We start from the raw sequence: 23,563 nt of genomic DNA on the forward strand, positions 1-23,563 counted from the left end.
TGAGTAGTTTTACAGGCAAAGCCGAAACGGATGATAACCACCTACTGAAGTAGGTGGTTTAGGGCTGAAAACAAAAAGCCCCGAGCATAACTCGAGGCTTCTTCTTAATTGAATCGCTTAACGAAAATTATTTCGCGCCACGAGAAGCACGCTTACGGTCGCTTTCCGTTAGGAACTTCTTACGGATACGGATGCTTTCAGGCGTTACTTCTACTAGCTCGTCGTCATCGATGAATTCTAGTGCTTGCTCAAGAGTCATCTTGATTGGCGGAGTAAGAACCTGTGCGTCATCTGTACCTGATGCACGAACGTTGGTTAGCTGCTTACCTTTCAGTGCGTTTACCGTTAGGTCGTTGTCACGGCTGTGAATACCGATAACCATACCTTCGTAAACTTCAACACCGTGACCGATAAATAGACGACCACGCTCTTGAAGGTTGAACAGTGCGTTAGTTAGCGCTTTACCCATCGCGTTCGCGATTAGTACACCGTTTACACGTTGACCGATGTTACCGCCTTTGTGAGGGCCGTAGTGATCAAACGTATGGTAAAGAAGACCTGAACCTGAAGTCAGTGTCATGAATTCCGTTTGGAAACCGATCAGACCACGTGATGGCATAACGAAGTCCATACGCACACGACCTTTACCGTCTGGAGACATGTCTTTCAGCTCACCTTTACGTAGGCCGATGTTCTCCATGATGCCGCCTTGGTGCTCTTCCATTACGTCGATAGTTACCGTTTCGAACGGTTCCATCAACTGACCATCTTCTTCTTTGATGATTACTTCTGGACGAGATACTGCTAGCTCGAAGCCTTCACGACGCATGTTTTCGATCAGGATAGAAAGGTGAAGTTCACCACGACCTGATACGCGGAATTTATCTGGATCGTCTGTTTGCTCAACGCGTAGTGCAACGTTGTGTACCAGTTCCTTCTCAAGACGCTCAAGGATGTTACGTGACGTTACGAACTTACCTTCTTTACCCGCGAATGGAGACGTGTTTACTTGGAATGTCATCGTTACTGTTGGTTCATCAACAGACAATGGTGGTAATGCTTCTACTGCGTTTTGTGCACAGATAGTGTCAGAAATTTTCAGCTCGCCAAGACCAGTGATTGCGATGATATCACCCGCGTTAGCTTGTTCCACTTCGTGACGCTCTAGGCCAAGGTAGCCCATTACTGTACCCACTTTACCGTTGCGAGTTTTACCGTCAGCACCAATAATGGTTACCTGCTGGTTTGGTTTAACGCTACCACGAGTTACGCGAGCCACGCCGATAACACCAACGTAAGAGCTGTAGTCTAGCTGAGAAACTTGCATCTGTAGTGGACCATCAAGGTCAACATTTGGCGCGTCAACAACATCAACGATAGTTTGGAATAGTGGTTCCATGTTCTCGCCAGTTTCGCCTTCTTCTAGAGAAGCCCAACCGTTAAGTGCTGATGCGTAAACTACTTTAAAGTCTAGCTGGTCATCAGTTGCACCTAGGTTGTCGAACAGGTCGAACACTTGGTCCATAACCCAATCAGGACGTGCGCCAGGGCGGTCAATCTTGTTGATTACAACGATTGGTTTTAGACCGTGAGCAAACGCTTTTTGTGTTACGAAACGCGTTTGAGGCATTGGACCATCAACAGCGTCAACGATAAGTAGTACAGAGTCTACCATCGACATGATACGCTCAACTTCACCACCGAAGTCCGCGTGTCCCGGAGTATCTACGATGTTGATACGGTAATCGTTCCAGTCGATTGCTGTGTTTTTAGCAAGAATGGTAATACCGCGCTCTTTCTCGATGTCGTTCGAGTCCATGACTCGCTCTTCAGCTTCACCGCGAGACTCAAGCGTGCCTGATTGTTGTAGCAGCTTGTCAACCAACGTGGTTTTACCGTGGTCAACGTGCGCGATGATCGCGATATTTCTTAATTTATCAATCTGTGGAGTAGCCATGGATATTGATTCACTTAGATAGATGAAATGCCCCCACGCTGAGAACGGGTGCTCTCTGGCGACATTTGCTGATTAAAAAAACGGCCATAATGTACCAGATTTTAGCAAAAAGCCTAGAAATATGTGATCTACTCCCGAGCATTTCTGCGATTTTTACGCTTAATGCCCATTTTCTTCCTCAGAACGAATTGATTAAACGCAACTTTATTCTAATCGATGCATAATTCAAATTGACTCTTGCTCAAAAACTGGGCTGAATACGCAATGTACCTGTCACATTATGGTGCAACAATGATTTTTGGCACCATAATAGTGCAAGCAAAGATCATTTTGGTGCAAGCAAGTGCACCAAACTAGCATTCAAAAACACAATTGCTTGAAATTAATGGAATATTTTTTTTGGCACGGTTTTGGCTTTAGTTAAAACAGCATCGATTAATGAAAAGTCAAATTGATTAATCAATGCCAGGTTTCATGAATAATTCATAAATCGAGCTTTTACCGCTTATTAACACTGGAGGTTATCCAAGATGTCAGTAGAAAACGTTCTATCGCTGATCCAAGAAAACGAAGTTAAGTTTGTTGACCTACGCTTCACTGATACAAAAGGTAAAGAGCAGCACATTTCGATCCCTGCTCACCAAATCGACGCAGACTTCTTCGAAGAAGGTAAAATGTTCGATGGTTCATCAGTTGCTGGCTGGAAAGGTATCAACGAATCAGACATGGTAATGATGCCTGACGCATCTTCTGCTGTGCTTGACCCATTCACGGAAGACGCAACACTAAATATCCGTTGTGACATCTTAGAGCCTGCAACAATGCAAGGCTATGACCGTGACCCACGCTCTATCGCAAAACGCGCTGAAGACTTCATGCGTTCTACAGGTGTTGCAGATACTGTACTTATCGGTCCTGAGCCAGAATTTTTCCTATTTGATGACGTGAAGTTCTCGACGGACATGTCAGGCTCTTTCTTCAAGATCGACGACGTAGAAGCGGCATGGAACACAGGTTCTGACTACGAAGAAGGTAACAAAGGTCACCGTCCAGGCGTTAAAGGTGGTTACTTCCCAGTAGCTCCAGTAGATTCATCTCAAGACATCCGTTCTGCTATGTGTCTAGTAATGGAAGAAATGGGTCTTGTTGTTGAAGCGCACCACCACGAAGTGGCAACGGCGGGTCAAAACGAAATCGCAACTCGTTTCAACACGCTAACAACCAAAGCTGACGAAATCCAAATCTACAAGTACGTTGTACACAACGTTGCTCACGCGTTTGGTAAAACAGCGACGTTTATGCCTAAACCACTTGTTGGCGACAACGGCAGCGGTATGCACGTTCACCAGTCTCTAGCAAAAGATGGCGTAAACCTATTTGCTGGTGACAAGTACGGCGGTCTATCTGAAATGGCGCTTTACTACATCGGTGGTATCATCAAACACGCTCGTGCAATCAACGCATTCGCTAACCCATCAACAAACTCGTACAAACGTCTTGTACCAGGCTTCGAAGCACCAGTAATGCTAGCTTACTCAGCGCGTAACCGCTCTGCTTCAATCCGTATCCCAGTGGTACCAAGCCCGAAAGCACGTCGTATCGAAGTTCGTTTCGGTGACCCAGCGGCGAACCCATACCTATGTTTCGCAGCAATGCTTATGGCTGGTCTTGACGGTATCAAGAATAAGATCCACCCAGGCGAAGCGATGGATAAAGACCTTTACGATCTTCCAGCTGAAGAAGCAGCAGAAATCCCAACTGTTGCATACTCACTAAAAGACGCGCTAGCAGAGCTAGATGCTGATCGTGAGTTCTTAACAGCGGGCGGCGTATTCTCTGACGACTTCATCGATTCATACATCGACCTTAAGTCTCAGGACGTAGAGCGTGTAAACATGACAACTCACCCTGTTGAGTTCGAACTTTACTACTCTGTGTAAGGTCGACACTGTGTAAAATGTAAACACAGCAATAAAATATTAGGCTCGCCTCGCAGGCGGGCCTTTTTTGTATTCGCCACTCAAGCTTCGACGTTTAACATGAGAGGATAATAAAAATACACTTAGAATTTTTCCTTACAGGTCAAAGAGCTAAGCCATTGAAACGTGAAATCATCGAACAAGAGAAGGTGAGCAATGAAAGTTCAGCTTATTCCATCACTGTGTGCACTCAGCGGATTGTTAATCGCCTCTATCGCCTTCGCGCAGGTCGCGTATACGTGGGTAGATGAAAATGGCGTGGTTCACTTTAGTGATACGCCAAACAAAGGAGCAAAAGCGATCGCACTGCCAAACCTTGAAGCCAGCGCACCAGCTCCTGAGGTAGAAAGTACTGAATCGCTCGCACCTCAGACTACGCCATCTACTGCATCACAAAACAAGCCAGATAAAACAACCGAGAAGCCTCTCCCATTACAACTCTCGATGCTGACTCCCAAGCACAACGAGACCATCCGCAGCAATCGAGGCATCATCAATATTCAATTAGAAACCAATCGCAAGCTTGGTATCGGTGAGCAATTGCAATTGTTACTCGATGGAAAACCTTATGGTGCACCACAAAACCATATAGTGTGGCAGTTAAACAATATTGACCGAGGCACTCACACACTTGCTGTGCACGCGAAAAGAAGCGGCAAGCTTATTGCATCTACTAGCCCTATAACGGTGCATTTACATAGAGCAAGTGTTAAGCCGACCGTAAAAGGGGCAAAATAGAATATCTGGTGAAAAAAATCACATCACAGCGATGCTTTTCACTTTTTCTTCTAAGATTTATTCGCCATACTTAACGTTCAATTGCACCATTATTGTGCATCGCACAATCTTAAAGCAAAACAAGGACGTAATGTGGATACCAGTCTTCCTAGTGCCATTCTCAACAATATGGTGACAGCAACGCTGATTCTTGATGATGGATTGGCTATCCGTTATGCCAATCCGGCTGCCGAATTGCTGTTTTCTCAAAGCGCCAAACGAATTATTGAACAATCACTTTCTCAATTGATTCAGCATGCGTCGCTGGATCTCGCGCTGCTCACTCAACCGTTGCAAAGTGGCCAAAGCATCACCGACAGTGACGTCACTTTCGTTGTTGATGGCCGCCCTTTAATGCTAGAGGTGACGGTTAGCCCTATCACTTGGCAAAAGCAGTTGATGCTTCTGGTCGAGATGCGCAAAATTGATCAGCAGCGCCGACTCTCTCAAGAACTGAACCAACACGCCCAACAACAAGCAGCGAAGCTGTTAGTCCGAGGGCTTGCACATGAGATTAAAAATCCGCTTGGCGGCTTACGCGGTGCGGCGCAATTGCTAGAAAAAATGCTGCCAGAGCCCTCTCTCACCGAATATACACACATCATCATTGAGCAAGCAGACCGTTTAAGGGCGCTCGTGGATCGATTACTAGGACCGCAAAAGCCAGGTAAGAAGACACAAGAGAATCTGCACCAAATTCTTGAAAAGGTTCGCCAACTGGTTGAATTAGAGTCACAACGCTCAATCATCATTGAACGAGATTATGACCCAAGCTTGCCAGAGATTTTGATGGATACAGACCAAATCGAGCAGGCAATGCTTAATATCGTCAGCAACGCCGCACAAATTCTTAGCCATCAAGAACACGGGAAAATAACCATTCGCACCAGAACGGTGCATCAAGCCAATATTCACGGCAAACGCTGTAAACTCGCTGCTCGTGTCGAAATCACAGACAACGGCCCAGGTATTCCACCGGAACTACAAGACACGCTGTTCTATCCCATGGTCAGTGGCCGCGAGGGAGGAACTGGATTAGGGCTATCTATTTCGCAAAATTTGATCGACCAGCACAATGGAAAAATAGACGTAGAAAGCTGGCCTGGTCACACAACATTTACTATTTATCTGCCGATCTGATTGCGCTAATGGACTTCAAGTCGCGTCAGTTTTTCGGTTTGCTGCAAGGATTACTACATGAGTAAAGGATATGTTTGGGTCGTTGATGACGACAGTTCAATTCGCTGGGTAATGGAGAAAACGCTCTCCTCTGCCAACATCAAATGTGAAACCTATGCCGATGGAGAAAGCGTGTTAATGGCGCTCGAACGCGAAGTGCCGGATGTTCTAGTATCAGACATCCGCATGCCAGGCATTGATGGGTTGGAGCTACTAAAACAAGTACAGCGCGATTACCCAGACCTTCCCGTGATTATCATGACCGCGCACTCAGATTTAGATGCAGCAGTGAATGCGTACCAAAAAGGTGCTTTTGAATATTTACCAAAACCTTTTGATATTGATGAAACTTTAACTCTGGTTGAACGAGCCATTGCACACAGCCACGAAAACAAACGCGAGCAGCTCTCTCCAGAAGACATTCCAGCAGAAACGCCTGAAATTATCGGTGAAGCACCAGCGATGCAAGAGGTGTTTCGCGCCATTGGTCGTCTTTCTCGCTCCTCTATTTCAGTCTTGATTAACGGTGAATCGGGCACGGGTAAAGAACTCGTTGCTCATGCACTGCACCGTCACAGTCCACGTGCTAACAAACCTTTCATTGCGCTCAATATGGCGGCGATTCCCAAAGACTTGATTGAATCAGAACTGTTTGGCCACGAAAAAGGCGCGTTTACGGGGGCAAACAATGTTCGTCAAGGACGATTCGAACAAGCCAATGGCGGCACTCTATTTTTAGACGAAATCGGCGACATGCCATTGGACATTCAAACTCGTTTACTACGCGTTCTAGCTGACGGGCAGTTTTATCGAGTGGGCGGTCACTCTCCGATCAGTGTCGATGTACGAATTGTCGCGGCAACACACCAGAACTTAGAAAAGCTGGTGCACGAAGGTGACTTCCGTGAGGACCTATTTCATCGCTTAAACGTGATTCGCGTTCAGATCCCGGCACTGCGTGAGCGTAAGCAAGACATTGAAAAGCTTACACAGCATTTTCTTATCCGTGCGGCTGATGAGCTTGGTGTGGAAACAAAGACTCTCCACCCGTCGACCGTAGAGATTCTTAACCGTCTTGATTGGCCTGGCAACGTGCGTCAATTAGAGAATATTTGCCGTTGGTTAACCGTTATGGCCAGTGGTAGCGAAGTGTTACCAAATGACTTGCCAAGCGAACTACTCGAAGAGAAAAAATCCATTTCAGACTCTGCACATGGTAGTTGGCAAGAACAATTGGCGGATTGGGCACGGCATTCACTCGCAGCAGGAGATAAAGAACTACTTTCTTACGCTTTACCAGAATTTGAACGCATTTTATTAGAAGCAGCCTTAGAGCACACTAAAGGTCATAAGCAAGATGCCGCTAAAGTATTAGGCTGGGGGCGAAATACACTCACCAGAAAATTAAAAGAATTGTACTGACAATCACTTACGTGGTGCGTTAACAACGAGCGTCGTTTGTCACTCGATATTAATAAAAACATCAGTACAATTGTGGCGCACCACCATCTATGTGATTAGGCGATGTCTACTGCTACGACTCAAATTACACTGCGTACTGCTGTTCTGATTCCATTTGTCATGATCTTCTTACTGGCGATCGGTGTCATTGTCTACGTCCAAAAACAAAGTTACGAAGAAGTGGTCACGGATATCAGTGACAAGCAACTTTCCGTGTTAACCGAAAGTGTCCACGACCACCTCAATAGCTATCTACGTAAGCCTTTTACTGCGGTTATGGCTCTCGCGCACAACGTCAGCTATCACAACCTTTATCGCCCTCACGATACCTCAGACATTCAAAACTACCTGCTAAGTGCATTCAAAAATCTTTACCAATCGATACCGCAGTTGGATGTAATCGCATTTGGTTCAGAAAACGGCGACTTTGCAGGCTTTCGCCGCGAGCTTTCCGACGATTACACCTTAATGGTGCAAGATCGCTACACCGATGGTGATCTGGTTATTTATGGAACCAACCATGTGAGTAACAACATTCGAACGGTTATCTCCCAATACGATCCTCGCACTCGCCCATGGTATAAGCCCGTTGCAAAGAGCCAAAACGCCACTTGGTCTGAAATTTATACCAACGCTGATGAACGCCAGGATATTACGCTATCAGCCATGACGCCGGTGTACAAACACGACCAATTTGCTGGTGTTTTGGTGACAGACATTCGTATCAATACATTCAACGAGTTCCTGCGCGAGTTAAAATACAACACTAAAGCGTCGGTCTACATCATGGACCCAGATCATCGTTTAATCGCTCACTCAGGCCCGGGAAGCGTCATCTCATGGGGCACAAAATTTTCGGATAAAGGGCAGCGTTTGCTTGCCGCTGAAAACGCGGACCCGATCATCAAAATCAGTGCGAGCCGAGTCCGGTCTTTCGATCTCAACAACACCAAGCAACCTTATACTTTTTCATTTGAACATGATGGCCAACGTATTTTCAGTCGGCTAACCCCGTATCGAGACCAAGACGGCTTAACATGGTTTATCGGCACCTCCATTTCGGAGTCTGAGCTTCTCGGCCTGTTACCGAAAAGCCAGCAAGAGAGTTGGCTCGTTGGCATTATTGTAAGCCTATTTGGGATCGCCATCAGTTGGATCATTTTCAACCGAGTTACCAGACCAATTAACGCGACGGCCGCCGCCGCTCAGCACCTGGCAAATGGGGATTGGGATAGCGGCATGCCAAAGCCTGGTTATGTGTATGAGACAACCGTACTGGTTCATGCTTTTAATGAAATGGCGAACAATCTAAGAGCTTCATTCAAAGCATTGCGTGAACAGTTAGTTTATGACTCTCTAACACGCTTATATAGCCGTCAGGGTTTGGTCGAAATCTGTGAAAATCAGTCTCATCTTTGTCACGGCAGTTTATTTTTACTTGGTATCAACAAATTTAGAGATATCAACGACAGTGTGGGTCATCACAACGGCGACCAGTTGTTGGTCAGCATCGCTGAAAGGCTAAAACAGCAGTTTCGTGACAACGCATTATTGGCTCGGATTGGTGGTGATGAGTTCGCGGTGTTTCTCTCAAATGTCGACACTGAAACCAAAATTAAACAAACCGAGCGTCGATTACAACAACTCTTTTCCACCCCATTTATGGTGGAAGGCGAGAATGTAGTGATGAAGATTTCACTTGGTATTGTACAAACCCAGCCAAACGAAACCATGCCTTTATGGTTACGCAACGCCAGCATCGCATTAAGTTACGCTAAACAAGACTCACTGACTGGTGTTTGTCACTACAGCCCAGAACTAGCGAGCGCTTCAAAGTTTCGTACGCAAATGCTGACCAAGATCCAAACTGGCATTGAAAACCGAGAGTTTATTCCTCATTACCAACCGATTGTGGATCTCGTCAGTGGCACAGTGTGTGGCGCCGAAGCACTTGCGCGCTGGCATAGCGACTCAGGTATGGTGTCACCATTAGATTTTATCCCAATCGCGGAAGAAAGCGGCATGATCAAAGCCATCGGCCAACAGATTCTGTTACAAGCTTGTCGCGACACTTACCAAGCGATCGAAAGCAAACAGTGGCCGTCGGACTTCCAACTGCATGTGAATATCTCTGTTAATCAACTATCCTGCCCAAGTTTTGTTGATACGGTGACAAGCGTATTGGATATCACGAAATTACCAGCAAGTAACCTCACACTAGAGATCACAGAATCACGCATCATTGATAGCGCACCGACCACACTAGAAAACATGACTAAACTGCGTGAAATGGGTATTGGTATCGCGATAGATGACTTTGGCACCGGTTACTCATCACTGGGTTACCTCCACTCTCTACCGTTTACTTGCTTGAAGATTGATCGCACCTTCATCAATCAACTCACACAAGAAAACTTAAACAGTTCAGTCGTCGCTGCCGTCATCAATATCACAGCAGGTCTCAAAACTAATGTCGTCGCGGAAGGTGTCGAGGATAGCAATCAAGCACAATTACTGCGCTCTTTAGGCTGTAATCAGGTGCAAGGCTTCTACTACAGCCGCCCTATGCCACTAGAAGAATGGCCAACACATTTGGTGAACATGAAGTAGAAAAGAGCGAGAATCGTTGATTTCCTAGTCATCCTCTACTGACAATCTACCCAACTGTTATTTATACTTAACTGCAAATCTTACCCATGTATTGTCACAGATGATGTTTGGGCCCTGTTCCAGTTCATAACTATCCGGATCGACAAAATGATAACGAAGAACCTTCCTCTTACTGATTTGCACCGTCACCTCGACGGTAACATTCGTACTAAAACGATTCTTGAGCTAGGCCAAAAGTTTGGCATTGCCCTACCAGCGTACGATATTGAGTCTCTCACTCCTCACGTTCAAATTGTCGAAGCGGAACCCTCTCTTGTTGCTTTCCTTTCTAAGCTCGACTGGGGTGTTGCTGTCCTGGGCGATTTAGATGCGTGTCGTCGTGTCGCGTACGAAAACGTAGAAGACGCGCTAAACGCACAAATCGATTACGCAGAGCTGCGTTTCTCTCCTTACTACATGGCGATGAAACACAAACTACCAGTAGCGGGGGTTGTTGAAGCCGTCGTGGACGGTGTGCAAGCGGGTATGCGCGATTTTGGCGTGAAAGCCAACCTGATCGGTATCATGAGTCGTACATTTGGTACTGACGCATGTCAACAAGAACTGGACGGCATTCTGAGCCAGAAAGATCACATCGTTGCCGTTGACCTTGCGGGTGACGAGCTAGGCCAACCGGGTGATCGCTTTGTGTCTCACTTCAAGCAAGTACGCGATGCTGGCCTTGGGGTAACGGTCCATGCTGGTGAAGCAGCAGGTGCAGAGAGCATGTGGCAAGCAATCAATGAGCTGGGCGCAACTCGTATCGGTCACGGCGTAAAAGCGATTCACGATCCAAAACTGATGGATTACCTAGCAGAAAACCGCATTGGTATTGAATCTTGCCTGACGTCAAACTACCAAACAAGTACGGTAGAAACGCTAGAAAACCACCCTCTCAAGCAGTTCCTAGAGCATGGCGTTCTTGCGTGTTTGAACACTGACGATCCAGCGGTTGAAGGCATCGAACTGCCATACGAATACGAAGTAGCGGCACCAGCCGCTGGCCTGAGCCAAGACCAGATTCGCCAAGCGCAAATTAATGGCCTTGAGATTGCGTTCCTTTCAGAAGCAGAAAAATCGGAACTGAGAGAAAAAGTAAAAGATCGCGCTTAAATCCAGCGAAAACATAAAAAAATGCCAGCATCTGCTGGCATTTTTTATATCTTGAATCTGTATCTCTGATTAAATAACACGAGAGAACTGTTGCTGACGTGCCTTTGCTCGTAGGTATTTATCGAAGCTCATACAAATATTACGGATCAACAAACGACCTCGCAGCGTCACACGAATTTCATTATCATCCACTTCCACCAGCTCATCGTTAATAAAGGTCTGAAGTAGCTGCAAATCTTCTTTAAAGTACTGTTCAAACCTCACTTTAAACTCAGACTCAATGGCTTTCTTGTCTAACTTGAAGTTACAAATCAGCTGCTTAATCACTTCGCGACGGAGCAAATCATCGGAGTCCAGAGAGACCCCTTTCCATAGAGCGTGACGAAGTTCGTTGACTTGAGCGTAGTATTTCTTCAGCTCTTTCTGGTTTTGCGCGTACGCATCGCCGATCATCGAGATTGCAGAAACACCAAAGCCAACCAAGTCACATTCACCTTGTGTGGTGTAGCCTTGGAAATTGCGATGCAAAATACCTTCGCGCTGGGCAACAGCAAGTTCATCGTCCGGCAAAGCAAAGTGGTCCATACCGATAAATTGGTAGCCAGCACCGGTCAGTGTCGCGATGGTGTCTTGCAGAATCGCCATCTTCTCTTCTGCCTTTGGCAGGTCTTCGTCTTTAATCTTACGCTGCGCTGCAAATAGCTGTGGCATGTGCGCGTAGTTAAACACGGATAGACGGCCCGGCTGCATCTCTAGCACTTGTTCTAGAGTCTTGGCAAAAGATTCTTTGGTCTGCTTCGGTAAACCGTAAATCAAATCTAGGTTCGTCGAACGAAAGCCTAACTCTTTTGCGCGCGCAACCATCGCAACGATGAACTCTTCATCTTGCTCTCGATTCACCAGTTTTTGCACTTCTTTGTTGAAGTCCTGAACACCGATGCTCAAGCGATTGAAGCCTTCACTACGCAGATGATCCAGCATGGTCAGCTCGATTTCACGCGGGTCAACCTCGATACTGATTTCAGCATCGCTACTAAAAGTAAACTCTTGGCGTAGCAGGCTCATTACACGCGTGATTTGCTTTTCAGAGAGAAACGTCGGTGTACCACCACCAAAATGCAATTGCGTCACGGTGCGACCAACAAGTAATGCAGCACGTTGACGAATTTCGTGTTCAAGCACGTCGAGGTATTCATCCGCTTTGTGCGAGTGGCGCGTAATGACTTTATTACATCCACAGTAGTAACAAAGCTTGTGACAGAACGGAATGTGTACGTACAGCGATAATGGGCGTTCTGGGTATTGAGTGCATGCCATATCATAATCAGAAATGGTGAACGCTTCATGAAACTCCAGCGCCGTTGGGTACGACGTATAACGAGGCCCGGAATAGTTGTACTTATCCAATACCGCTTGATCCCAGACGATTTGCTGTTTCGATTCAGTGTGTTGATTCGACATGGTGGTACTTTCCGTTAAATGCTAGGGCAACGAAAGCCGTCACCCGATATTCAGAGCCGCTATTTTGCCATACGACGATGACAAGCGTGGCAACGCCGACTGGCTTTTTAAGTATAAAACTAAAGAAGTGCTAGCGTGATCACGATACCCCCATTAGCCATAAGGAGACTATTGGGGGTCGCGCTTAAATCATCTGAATATTGATTTGATTATTCAGTGGCTGGACGTTTTTCTGCAACACTTTGAGCTCCTCAATAATCGCATCAGTGAGGCGGCTTTCCGCTTTATGACGCGTCAAGTTCTGTTGCATACGCTCTTTCTTGGCAAGTTGTTGGCGTTCTTCGCCACGCGCCATATCTTTCACGATGTGGTAAAGCTCAGAAATCGCAGGGTACGTTTTATCGAAATCAACGCGGTCTTCACCTTGTACATAATCCATGATGTTATACACACGGATACTGATTTCAGATAAATCGCACTGGCCTTGAATGCCCGCCTGACACAAGGTATGCACATTCTCAAAAATGTTGGCGTTACGTTTGTCTATCGCCAATTTTTGATGCTTCAGCTGCAATTCCTTTTGCTTTTTCAATTGAAGCAGAAGGTAACCTGCATAAGAAGCGAGTGCGATGATAATCACAACACCAGCAATAGCTAATAAGGTTACATTCATAGCTTAATTATCCTTTATAGTCGTCGAAGTTAATGTCGTCGAAATCTGCCAGCAAGTCATCATCGTTGCGCGTGCTTTTCTCAGCAGGTGCAGTGAAGTCTTCCTCTTCTTCAGGTTCCAACAAACCTAGTTGGTCCATTAGCTTCTCAATGCGATCGAGTTTCTCATCGACGAATTTCTGTAGACCTGTGCCCAGGTTTTCACCCGCTTCAATACGGTCTAGCAACACGTTCAATTGCGCGTCATTTTCTAGCATCTCTAGTTCTTGCTCTGCCGACAAACGACGCTCTTGCTTCGTCATTTTCTTCGCAGGTTCAACAATCAGAGGTATTTTATTTTTGCTGCCTAAGCGCGGGTCGCGATTTTGTGCAGCAGCTTGCTTTTTCTGCTCGTTAACTTCTGAGTTACGGTTACCCGTTTTCAGACCCTTACGCTTTTTAGCACGCTTGCGTAAGCGGCCTTCCACATCAGATTCTGTACGGTTACGAGTTACAACAAACTCAGGTGCACCAGCGGCACCCGGTTTTCTAGATTTTTTACTACGGCTCATTACTGGGGTTTCCTCAGTAAAATTACATCATTACCAATAAATTCGAGTTCGAGCTTATCCCGCTCTGCTAGGAACTGGAACGTGTCACGACTAAAGAACACTACGTGAGTGAGATCGTTCTTATAATGCCATGATTTGAAAGCCTCCACGTCGATGACCATTTTCGTCATCAGGCCTATCCAGCCCCCTGGCTTAACTAAATTCAACCATTGCTTCCACACCAAATCTGGGTGGTAGAGGTGCTCTATCACCTCTGTTGCTGTCATGAAGTCGTACGTTTTTTCTAAAACCGACGTATCAGGGTGGTAATAGAGATCGTACAACGCCATGTTGTGCCCCGCCTCTTCCAGCATCAAGGAGAGCGTTGGGCCAGGACCACAACCAAAGTCGATACCATTTGATTGTGGAGAAATTCGCTCTGTGATCGGTTCAGCAATACGCGACAAAAAGCGTCGGTAACCCAAATCATCGGGGTTGTTCTCATGCAAATCATAGTGAGCTTTTTCGCTTTCCGCATCCAAACGTTGGTCTGGATTTACGAATACCAAGCTGCACTGCTCACATTGAAGATATTCACGACGCTTATCTTCAAAATAATGGTGAGTGCGCTGATTTTGGCATAAAGGACAGGTATGCATGCTGACTTCCTCAAACAGGGATGCGAAACATACCAGAAAGTGAACTCGGATTGGAGTGTTATTGAGTATTTTTTCAGCAATTTTTGTTAAAAAACTTTGTTTACAACCTATAAAGCTAAATAAGTGCAGTAATCTCAATTCAAGTTACGACTGAGCAAGTCAACGGATATAAAAAAAGCGACAGTCAGACTGTCGCTTTCTAAGTGCCATCAATTGGCGAAACTGTGTTGCACACATTTGGTGCACCAATGATCCCTTTGTTTTTAGAGCTTTCCCTGCCAAAAAGAGTTGTTTTTCATCTTCCTGATGAGTTTTGGCTATCCGTTTACTTCCTGTCTACTGAGCAACTTCCTGTGCCTGATCCGTTTCACTGTCTTAACCGTCAGACGAGATGACCATCCTTATCTGATAGGCTCCCTACCTATCTAAATCCCTTTCTAAATCACCAAGCATCCGAGCTACATCCTTGGAGACCTAAACCGTGGTCTTAAATCCTTACATTCACTCCCTGTGAACGACTTCTACTTTACGCCATCCCGTTATGCTCACAAGTAATGGGTTGAAAAAATAATCCGCCTATTTTTCTAAAAAATCAAAATTATCATTTAATCAAAAACTTAAAAACACTAACAAGAAAAAGCCAACATCAAGTATGGCAAATGTCTCACAAACTGCCGAGCCAACTATCGCTTTCGTATCCAAACTCGACTGTGATATCTGTCACGAACAAAAATGCCCTAGTGGATTCACTAGGGCATTTTTGTACAAGTTGCTCGAACGATGTAGGGACATCTACCCAACCAGCTCAAGATGCAGGATCTTGAGCGATTTAGGTATATTAGTGCAGACCGCCAACGTATTTAGACAGCACTTCGATATCTTCGTCTGTCATTTTCTTCGCGATGTCGCGCATCATGGCATTCATATCATTGCCACGGTCGCCATCACGGAATTTTTCTAGCTGAGCTTTGATGTAGTCAGCATGCTGACCAGAAATTTTCGGGAAACCTGAAAGCTCAGTACCATTGCCACGAGGACCATGACATGCAATACATGCGGTTAGGCCACGCTCGGCATCACCAGCGGTATAAAGCGTTTTGCCTTTTGCTACTACATCTTCAGGTGTTGAGTTTTCTGAAACTGGTAGCGAAGCGTAGTAAGCAGATAGGTCTGCGATATCTTCATCGCTCAGTGGCATTGCCATACCACTCATTACAGGATCGTAACGACCTTGTTTACCACCACTTGTCATGCCTAGCTTAAGTTCTTTTAACTGCTTCTCAAGATACTTAGCGTGTTGGCCTGCGAGTTTCGGGTACGTTGTTATTGCACTGTTGCCATCTGCTCCGTGACAGGCGACACAGGTTTGTGATTTTGCTTTACCAGCCTCAATATTACCTTGGGCCCATACTGAGCAACTGGCTAAAAGACTCAAAATTAGCGCTAATTTCTTCATGACATTCCATTATAATTATCAAGCTTCCAGTACCACGGAATGTGAACATACCGCGTACACTCATGGTACAATAGGCGACCTTATGCCGAGCACGGTTATTTTACACATTTTCACAAAAAAGTAATCAATCGACTACACAAAGTCGAGATGGAGTTAACAGTGAGCGTAAAAATTCATTACCAAAATACGCATTTCATCACCAGCGCACCCGATATTCGTCACCTGCCGGAAGACGAAGGTGTCGAAATTGCGTTTGCAGGACGCTCAAACGCTGGTAAATCGAGTGCACTTAACCGTCTAACTAATCAAAAAAGCTTAGCCAAGACATCAAAGACACCTGGTCGTACGCAATTAATCAACCTTTTCAAAGTAGAAGAAGGTTGTCACATTGTCGATCTACCTGGATACGGTTTTGCTCAAGTACCGGTAGAAATGAAAAACAAATGGCAGAAATCTTTGGGTGAATACCTACAGAAACGCGAGTGCCTAAAAGGCTTAGTGGTTCTAATGGACATTCGTCATCCAATGAAAGATCTCGACCAACAAATGATTTTCTGGGCCATCGATAGCCACATTCCTGTGCAAGTTTTGCTAACCAAAGCAGATAAACTAAAAAGTGGTGCACGCAAACAAACTCTACTGAAAGTTCGTAAGCAAGTAGAAACTTTCGGTGGTGACGTTTCTGTTGATGTGTTCTCTTCACTGAAAGGATTAGGTGTCGATCAGCTACGTGCAAAACTGGATACCTGGTTTGCACCAGCACTAGCACACCTGATAGAAGAAGACGAACAAGAGATACCAGCGAGCGATGAAGAATAATTAACAATATTTGTTAAATTTCTTCGACACGGCCCTGCCATTTGGTGGGGCTTTTGTTTATCTGAACTAAATAACAGGCAATAAAAATCCCCGCCTTCCTGGCAGGGATAACGGGAGAGAAAAATTGGTAATTATTGTTATGTGACGAAGCATTGCTGAACTGAGATTCGATTTCAATAGGTTAAAAAGCGCTCTTGTTTCCTGTGTATCACCAAACATTCACTCCAAAAACACCCAATAGCGTTACAATTCAGACAGTTAAGCCAAGCAAATCTTCAAAAAGATGTAACTTAGTTTCTTTCAAGAAAAAATAATAGTGTGACTGGCGTAAATTTACAGGATGAATAACGCAATAAATTTGAAGGAAAAATCGAGATTTTGCAGTGACTCAGAAAGGTCAAAAAAGAAGGTTTTTGAAGGCTAACTTTAAGCTGCTGATCCAAAAGAATAATTTTCTTTCGCCCAATAAAAAACGCCCCAGTCAAAAACTGACTGGGGCGGCTGAATCAGCCTAATCCAATAACGTGAAACAAAAGGTCTGAAAGATAGAACATCTTACCTCTGTACCCTACGAGTATTAATGTACAACAATTGGTCAGAATTGCAAAGAATTTTTGTAGTTTTTTTTCATGAAATTTTTATTAAGCAACATCAAAGTTAACTTTGCGCTAGCTTTTTTAATCTCAAAAAAAAGCCAGCGTTTGTGCGCTGGCTCATAATTAATTGGTTATTTTGGTCTAAAAGTGACTAATGAGCTTGATCCCAGTTATCACCGTGACCTGCTTCTGCAACCAACGGTACTTTTAGCTCTGCTGCAGATTCCATCAATTTCTGTACTTTACTTTCAATTTCGGACAATGATGACTCTTCAACTTCAAAGACCAATTCATCGTGTACTTGCATTAATAACTTCACACGACCATTGTCTTCTTCCTGAATCCACTGATCAACCAACAGCATCGCTTTCTTAATGATGTCCGCAGCCGTACCTTGCATTGGTGCGTTGATTGCCGCACGTTCAGCAGCTTTACGACGCATCCCGTTGCGCGATTTGATTTCTGGTAAATGCAAACGTCGACCAAAAATCGTTTCAACATACCCTTTATCTGCTGCCGTGCTGCGTGTGTCTTCCATGTACTGCATCACGCCTGGGTAACGTTCAAAGTATGTATCCATGTACGCTTGAGCCTCACCACGAGGAATGCCTAATTGCTTCGCCAAACCAAACGCACTCATGCCGTAAATAAGACCGAAATTAACCGCTTTCGCACGACGACGTTGCTCACTTGAAACGTCTTCAATAGAAACACCCATGATTTCTGCTGCGGTTGCCGCGTGGATATCTTTGCCATCACGGAATGCATCCAACAACGCTTGGTCGCCAGAAAGGTGCGCCATGATGCGTAGTTCGATTTGCGAGTAGTCGACCGCTAAGATTTTATGCCCAGATGGCGCGACAAACGCTTGACGAATACGACGGCCGGCTTCGTTACGAATTGGAATATTCTGTAAGTTCGGATCAGTAGAAGATAGACGACCCGTTGCGGTCACTGCTTGGTGGTAAGAAGTATGCACACGACCCGTTGATGGGTTGATCATCTTCGGCAGTTTGTCCGTGTAAGTTGATTTTAGCTTCGCCAGACCACGGTATTCCAAAATCAGTTTTGGTAGTGGGTAGTCTAGCGCGAGTTCTTGCAGAACTTCTTCATTCGTCGATGGTGTGCCTGATGGCGTTTTCTTCACAACCGGTAAACCCATTTTTTCAAATAGGATGGCTTGTAATTGCTTTGGCGAGTTCATGTTAAACTCTTGCTCTGCAATTTCGTACGCTTTCTTTTCAAGCTCATCAAGGCGAGCGGTAATCTCGACCGACTGCGCACTCAGCTTCATTTCATCGATAAAGACCCCAGTGCGTTCAATGCGCGAAAGAACTGGCACCAACGGCATTTCAATCTCTTCGTAAACTGTCTTCAGGCTTTCATCCTGCTCGATATTAGCAAACAAGCGATTGTGCAGACGAAGGGTCACATCCGCATCTTCTGCCGCGTATGGCGATGCTTGTTCCAGTTCGATTTGGTTAAACGTAAGCTGATTTTTGCCTTTACCTGCAATTTGCTCAAAAGAAATGCAGCTGTGCTGTAGGAAGCGAAGCGCCAAGCTGTCCATATCGTGTTTACCGCCGACACTGTTGTAGATATACGATTCCAACATCGTGTCGTGCTTGATACCTTTTAGCTCAATGTCGTAACGAGCGAGTACAGACGCATCATACTTTAAGTTTTGACCGACTTTTGCTTTCGTTGCATCTTCAAGAATTGGCTTCAGCTGTTCTAGTACCCAATCACGATCAAGCTGTTCAGGCGCATCTAAATAGTCATGTGCAACTGGCACATAAGCCGCAATACCTTCATCGACAGCGAATGACAAACCAACTAGATTCGCTAGCATGTAATCTAGGTTATCGGTCTCCGTATCAAATGCAAACAGCTCAGCCGTTTGAAGTTTATCTAGCCAAGCATTGAAGGTTTCTTTATCCAGAATTGTTTCATATTGGCTGCGATCGATTGTTACCGCAGAAGTTTCCATCTCGGCTTGAGAAGAAGAAGCTTGTGAAGATCCTGCAAGCTCTACGGCCTCCACTGATCCAGAACCGCCTTCAAGTAGTTCATTCAACCAAGATTTAAACGTCAGTTGGCCATACAGCTTCACTAATTCGTCTTTATTTGGTTCCGCTTTCAGCAATGATTCTGGCGTTTCCTCAAGCTCAACATCCAATTTGATGGTCGCGAGCTCATACGAAAGCATGGCATTTTCTTTGTTGTCGATGAGCTTTTTCGCCATGGTTTTAGAACCACGGAAACCAAGCCCTGCAATATCATCGAGGTTTTCATACAACTTCGTCAGACCACCAATACCTTGCAGTAGTGCGGTCGCCGTTTTATCACCGACACCCGGTACACCAGGAATGTTATCTACTTTATCGCCCATCAGTGCTAAGTAGTCGATGATCAACTCAGGTGGAATGCCAAACTTTTCAACCACACCTTCACGATCCATTACGACGTTTGTCATGGTGTTGATCAAAGTAATGTTATCATCCACTAGCTGCGCCATGTCTTTATCACCAGTACTGATCAATACAGGCATGCCCTTTTGTGATGCTTGGTATGCTAACGTACCGATGACGTCATCCGCCTCGACGCCAGGAACACAGATCAGCGGCAAACCCATTGCACGAATAACATTGTGTAATGGTTCAATTTGACAACGCAGGTCATCCGGCATTGGCGGACGATTCGCTTTGTATTCTGCATACATATCATCACGAAAGGTTTTTCCCTTTGCATCGAAAACCACCGCGATGCGCTCAGACGCAAACTGACGCATCATGCTGCGTAACATGTTCACGACGCCGTAAACGGCATTAGTTGGAATTTCACCATTGCTCATGGTGCCCGGGTAGGCGTGAAAAGCGCGATATAGGTAAGAAGAGCCGTCGATAAGGATCAACGGATTTTCAGGAATACTTGCCATAATTGTCTGTATCCAATTCAGTACTTGAGAGATCTGCCTAGGATGCCATGACTGCTGATCTGAATCTATCTTGTTCGCTCGATCTAGGTCGCGTAAATTTTTCCGACTTTATTCACGAAAACACCACCTCCTGTGGATAACTCTGTTTATAGAAATTATCCACTGGTTATCCAATAACAAAAAACACAAGAAAACACCAACTCAAGCCATTGATTTATAACAATAAATTCGCATAACAGCGAGAAGATCAACGTTCCTAAAATGATCATCGCATGTGGAAAAGATATTAATAGTGACGTCAAATAGAAATCGTAGAAAAGAAAAAAGCGACCCGAATGGGGTCGCCTAGCAGAAGTGGTAAAGCAAATTCTGTAAATAGAGCAGCTTAACCAAGAAGCTATAAATTACACTGGAAGCAATGTGAGCAATGTCGTGTCAAAAAGAATTCGTGCAAGTTCTCGGAAAAATGTTTCATCACTTCTCAACTTTCAGTTAATTAACTTCTGTTAATAAGTCACTCAACGTCCTTGTGAACTTTCCTCATTCCCTAAGACAGGTTTAATAATAATGATTCTCATTTCGTAGTCAACAGTTAAATGAGAAAAAATCTCATTTATTTTCACATTGCTTTAATGAAATGCACTCGAGATTCTCGAAGATTCACTTTTTCTTCAAACTTTTCAATTATATAGCCATTTCTCAATAACAAGCGAAGCATAGCCGGAAACTGGTTTCGAGATTTCACTTTTAATGTGTTGTAGCCTTGTTCTGCCACCCAATCCTCTTGAGCTTCCAAAAGCAGTTGTGCCACGCCTTCATTTCGAGCTTCAGGGACAACACCACCTAACCAGCTATAGAAAACACCATCCTCTAATTCGTAACCTATTTTGAAGCCGACAATCGTGCCATTTTTTTCTGCAACGAGGATTAAACTGTTTTTCTCTTCTAAACGTTGAGTCATGGAGTCTACCGTTTCTCCTTTCGAAAACTCGGTAACACGCGCCACAACTTGAAGTGCTTCTTCCAATGTGCCTTCACGAATCAGCATTGTCATTGTTCTCTTCTCCAAAATAAAAATACCCAAGCACCTTGGATTGTTACTGTTGTAATCCGCCTGAGGTTACTTGGGTATATACAGACGAACAACTCTTGTTGGTCTGGTATTTCTCACTGAGCGATAATTACTCTTCTGTCGCTTCCGGAGTACGATTTAGGTGTTGAGCAGTTTGTGCATTCTCTTCTGCCAACCACTCAGCAACGTCTTTCGCAAAGTACGTTAAGATGCCATCTGCACCTGCACGTTTGAAGCACAATAGTGATTCCATCACAATTTCACGCTCTTTGAGCCAGCCATTCATGATCGCCGCTTTATGCATCGCGTACTCGCCAGAGACTTGATAAGCAAATGTCGGTACTTGAAGTTCAGTTTTTACTCGGCGAACTACATCTAAGTATGGCATACCAGGTTTAACCATCACCATGTCCGCACCTTCATTGATGTCTAGCGCCACTTCGTGAATCGCTTCATCAATGTTTGCTGGGTCCATTTGGTAGTTTTTCTTGTTGCCGCCTTTTAGATTTGAAGAAGAGCCAACCGCATCACGGAATGGTCCGTAGTAGTTCGATGCGTACTTAGCCGAGTAAGCCATGATTTGAGTATGAATGTAGCCCGCGTTTTCTAATGCTTCGCGGATCTTACCAATTCGGCCATCCATCATGTCTGAAGGCGCGACTACGTCAGCACCCGCTTCTGCATGAGACAAAGCCTGCTTAACCAATACTTCTGTGGTTTCATCATTCATTACGTAGCCATCTTCATCGATGATGCCGTCTTGGCCATGTGTCGTGAATGGGTCGAGTGCCACGTCTGTGATTACACCAATTTGAGGAATGTGTTCTTTAAGTGCTCGTACTGCTCGCTGAACCAAACCTTCTGGGTTGTAGGCTTCAGTAGCACATAAGCTTTTAGCGTCTTGGTTTACGACAGGGAAAAGCGCGATTGCTGGAACGCCTAGATTTGCAAGGTATTGTGCTTCTTCTAGCATTAAATCAATCGACAAACGCTCTACACCCGGCATGGACTCCACGCTCTCACGACGATCTTTACCCATAAGAATGAACATTGGGTAAATCAGATCATTAACAGAAAGTTGGTTCTCAGCCATCAAACGACGACTAAAATCGTGCTTACGTAAACGACGCATACGGCGTGCAGGGAATGGACCTTGAATTGATACAGACACCATTTTCTCCTTGTCTGGACGGTTATGATGATCAAATCATCTGGTGAACAAAATCATATCACTCTTGATGCATGTTGCGAGTGACAATCTGGAAAAAGGTAATGAAAAAAACTGAAAATGACCCAGCACTCACACTCAAGTATACTTCGAATACGAAACCAACCATGAAGCACAGAGAGTAACGATGATCGATACCCACGCGCACATCTATGCTAGCGAATTTGATAACGACCGCGATGAAGTAGTACAACGCGCCTTAACGCAAGGCATTAATAAAATCCTGTTGCCAAACATCGATCTGGACTCTATTGAGCCCATGCTACAAACCGAAGCGGCATATCCTGACGTATGCCACTCAATGATGGGGCTGCACCCTTGCTATGTGGACAGCAATGTTGAACAAACGTTGGAGATCATCCGCGGTTGGTTTGAGAAACACAAGTTTATTGCGGTGGGCGAAATCGGTATCGACCTATATTGGGATAAAACCTATCGTGCTGAGCAAGAAATGGCGTTCGTAGCTCAACTTAACTGGGCAAAAGAGATGGATTTACCGGTCGTTATCCACACTCGTGATTCGATTGAAGAAACACTCACTTTGCTGCGACAAGAGCAAGATGGTCGTCTGCGTGGTGTATTCCACTGTTTTGGAGGCAGCTTAGAAGAAGCACAAGCAATCAATGAGCTAGGCTTCCACTTAGGCTTAGGTGGCGTATCAACCTTTAAGAATGGCGGGATGGATAAAGTCATTCCACATTTGGATATGCAGTGGATCATTTTAGAAACCGACTGTCCATATTTAGCGCCGGTGCCACACCGTGGTAAACGTAATGAACCAGCCTACACTTCTCTCGTTGCACAACGTGTTGCCGACTTGCGTGATGTCGACATCGCAACCATCGATGCCATAACGACTGAGAATGCCAAAACGCTGTTTAATATTTAATTCACGAGAATTGAAAAAAGCGACGAAATCAACGTCGCTTTTTTATCACCTAATGTGCCGTCCTAAATAAGGTTGACACTTTCCACCCCCAAAATTGGAGAGTGTTATGAAATCAACAACTAAAAGAA

Annotated in this window: 17 protein-coding genes; 8 read left to right on the forward strand and 9 right to left on the reverse strand. The window is 45.0% G+C overall.

The genetic code is table 11. The features are described from left to right. Positions 1–127 precede the first annotated feature (127 nt). Complete coding sequence (gene typA / locus R7Q47_RS21420) at positions 128–1,957, reverse strand: translational GTPase TypA (RefSeq protein ID WP_005379276.1); 1,830 nt, start codon at positions 1,955–1,957, stop codon at positions 128–130. A gap of 530 nt (positions 1,958–2,487) precedes the next feature. On the opposite strand from typA, the gene glnA reads away from it, so the two are divergent. The 6 genes from glnA (at position 2,488) to add (ending at position 11,115) form a co-directional block, all read left to right on the forward strand. Beyond that, entirely contained in the window at positions 2,488–3,897 is a 1,410-nt protein-coding gene (gene glnA, locus R7Q47_RS21425; RefSeq protein ID WP_005379275.1) for a glutamate--ammonia ligase, read from the forward strand. Between the two features lie 195 nt (positions 3,898–4,092). Next, a complete protein-coding gene (locus tag R7Q47_RS21430; RefSeq protein ID WP_130544867.1) occupies positions 4,093–4,674 on the forward strand; it encodes a DUF4124 domain-containing protein in 582 nt (193 codons plus the stop codon). Between the two features lie 132 nt (positions 4,675–4,806). Further along, a complete protein-coding gene (glnL, locus tag R7Q47_RS21435; RefSeq protein WP_017821940.1) occupies positions 4,807–5,853 on the forward strand; it encodes a nitrogen regulation protein NR(II) in 1,047 nt (348 codons plus the stop codon). A 57-nt stretch (positions 5,854–5,910) separates the two neighbouring features. After that, the gene (gene glnG / locus R7Q47_RS21440) at positions 5,911–7,314 is read left to right on the forward strand and encodes a nitrogen regulation protein NR(I) (protein ID WP_005379267.1); all 1,404 of its coding nucleotides are present in this window, start codon (positions 5,911–5,913) and stop codon (positions 7,312–7,314) included. A gap of 102 nt (positions 7,315–7,416) precedes the next feature. Next, positions 7,417–9,963, forward strand: coding sequence for an EAL domain-containing protein (locus R7Q47_RS21445; protein WP_047103727.1), 2,547 nt, complete (start codon positions 7,417–7,419; stop codon positions 9,961–9,963). 147 nt (positions 9,964–10,110) lie between these two features. After that, positions 10,111–11,115 carry an adenosine deaminase gene (gene add, locus R7Q47_RS21450; RefSeq protein WP_005382965.1) on the forward strand — a complete coding sequence of 335 codons (1,005 nt, stop codon included), beginning with the start codon at positions 10,111–10,113 and terminating at the stop codon, positions 11,113–11,115. Between the two features lie 69 nt (positions 11,116–11,184). On the opposite strand, the gene hemN is transcribed toward add, so the two are convergent. From hemN to R7Q47_RS21475, 5 genes are all read right to left on the reverse strand, one after another. Beyond that, the gene (hemN, locus tag R7Q47_RS21455; protein ID WP_025768296.1) at positions 11,185–12,576 is read right to left on the reverse strand and encodes an oxygen-independent coproporphyrinogen III oxidase; all 1,392 of its coding nucleotides are present in this window, start codon (positions 12,574–12,576) and stop codon (positions 11,185–11,187) included. 184 nt (positions 12,577–12,760) lie between these two features. Further along, positions 12,761–13,249: a DUF2489 domain-containing protein gene (locus R7Q47_RS21460; protein WP_005379254.1), complete on the reverse strand. Its 489-nt coding sequence runs from the start codon at positions 13,247–13,249 to the stop codon at positions 12,761–12,763. A 7-nt stretch (positions 13,250–13,256) separates the two neighbouring features. After that, positions 13,257–13,799, reverse strand: a complete 543-nt coding sequence (yihI, locus tag R7Q47_RS21465) for a Der GTPase-activating protein YihI (protein WP_213967120.1) — start codon at positions 13,797–13,799, stop codon at positions 13,257–13,259. After that, the gene (locus tag R7Q47_RS21470; protein ID WP_248487214.1) at positions 13,799–14,437 is read right to left on the reverse strand and encodes a class I SAM-dependent methyltransferase; all 639 of its coding nucleotides are present in this window, start codon (positions 14,435–14,437) and stop codon (positions 13,799–13,801) included. The genes yihI and R7Q47_RS21470 overlap by 1 nt, the downstream gene beginning before the upstream one ends. Positions 14,438–15,275: 838 nt before the next feature. Further along, the gene (locus R7Q47_RS21475; RefSeq protein WP_005379248.1) at positions 15,276–15,893 is read right to left on the reverse strand and encodes a c-type cytochrome; all 618 of its coding nucleotides are present in this window, start codon (positions 15,891–15,893) and stop codon (positions 15,276–15,278) included. A gap of 159 nt (positions 15,894–16,052) precedes the next feature. On the opposite strand from R7Q47_RS21475, the gene yihA reads away from it, so the two are divergent. Then, positions 16,053–16,712 carry a ribosome biogenesis GTP-binding protein YihA/YsxC gene (yihA, locus tag R7Q47_RS21480; protein ID WP_017635019.1) on the forward strand — a complete coding sequence of 220 codons (660 nt, stop codon included), beginning with the start codon at positions 16,053–16,055 and terminating at the stop codon, positions 16,710–16,712. A 747-nt stretch (positions 16,713–17,459) separates the two neighbouring features. Here the strand turns inward: yihA and polA are convergent. The 3 genes from polA to hemB all read right to left on the reverse strand — a co-directional run bounded on the left by polA (position 17,460) and on the right by hemB (position 22,489). After that, positions 17,460–20,246, reverse strand: a complete 2,787-nt coding sequence (polA, locus tag R7Q47_RS21485; protein WP_248487211.1) for a DNA polymerase I — start codon at positions 20,244–20,246, stop codon at positions 17,460–17,462. 619 nt (positions 20,247–20,865) lie between these two features. Then, positions 20,866–21,300 (reverse strand): GNAT family N-acetyltransferase, encoded by a 435-nt coding sequence (locus R7Q47_RS21490; protein ID WP_005379245.1) that lies wholly within the window; start codon positions 21,298–21,300, stop codon positions 20,866–20,868. Positions 21,301–21,427: 127 nt separating this feature from the next. Further along, on the reverse strand, positions 21,428–22,489 hold the full coding sequence (gene hemB, locus R7Q47_RS21495; RefSeq protein ID WP_031777176.1) for a porphobilinogen synthase: 1,062 nt from the start codon (positions 22,487–22,489) through the stop codon (positions 21,428–21,430). A 184-nt stretch (positions 22,490–22,673) separates the two neighbouring features. On the opposite strand from hemB, the gene R7Q47_RS21500 reads away from it, so the two are divergent. After that, on the forward strand, positions 22,674–23,435 hold the full coding sequence (locus tag R7Q47_RS21500) for a TatD family hydrolase (protein ID WP_248487204.1): 762 nt from the start codon (positions 22,674–22,676) through the stop codon (positions 23,433–23,435). Positions 23,436–23,563 lie beyond the last annotated feature (128 nt).

The organism is Vibrio sp. Vb0349 (assembly GCF_033338975.1).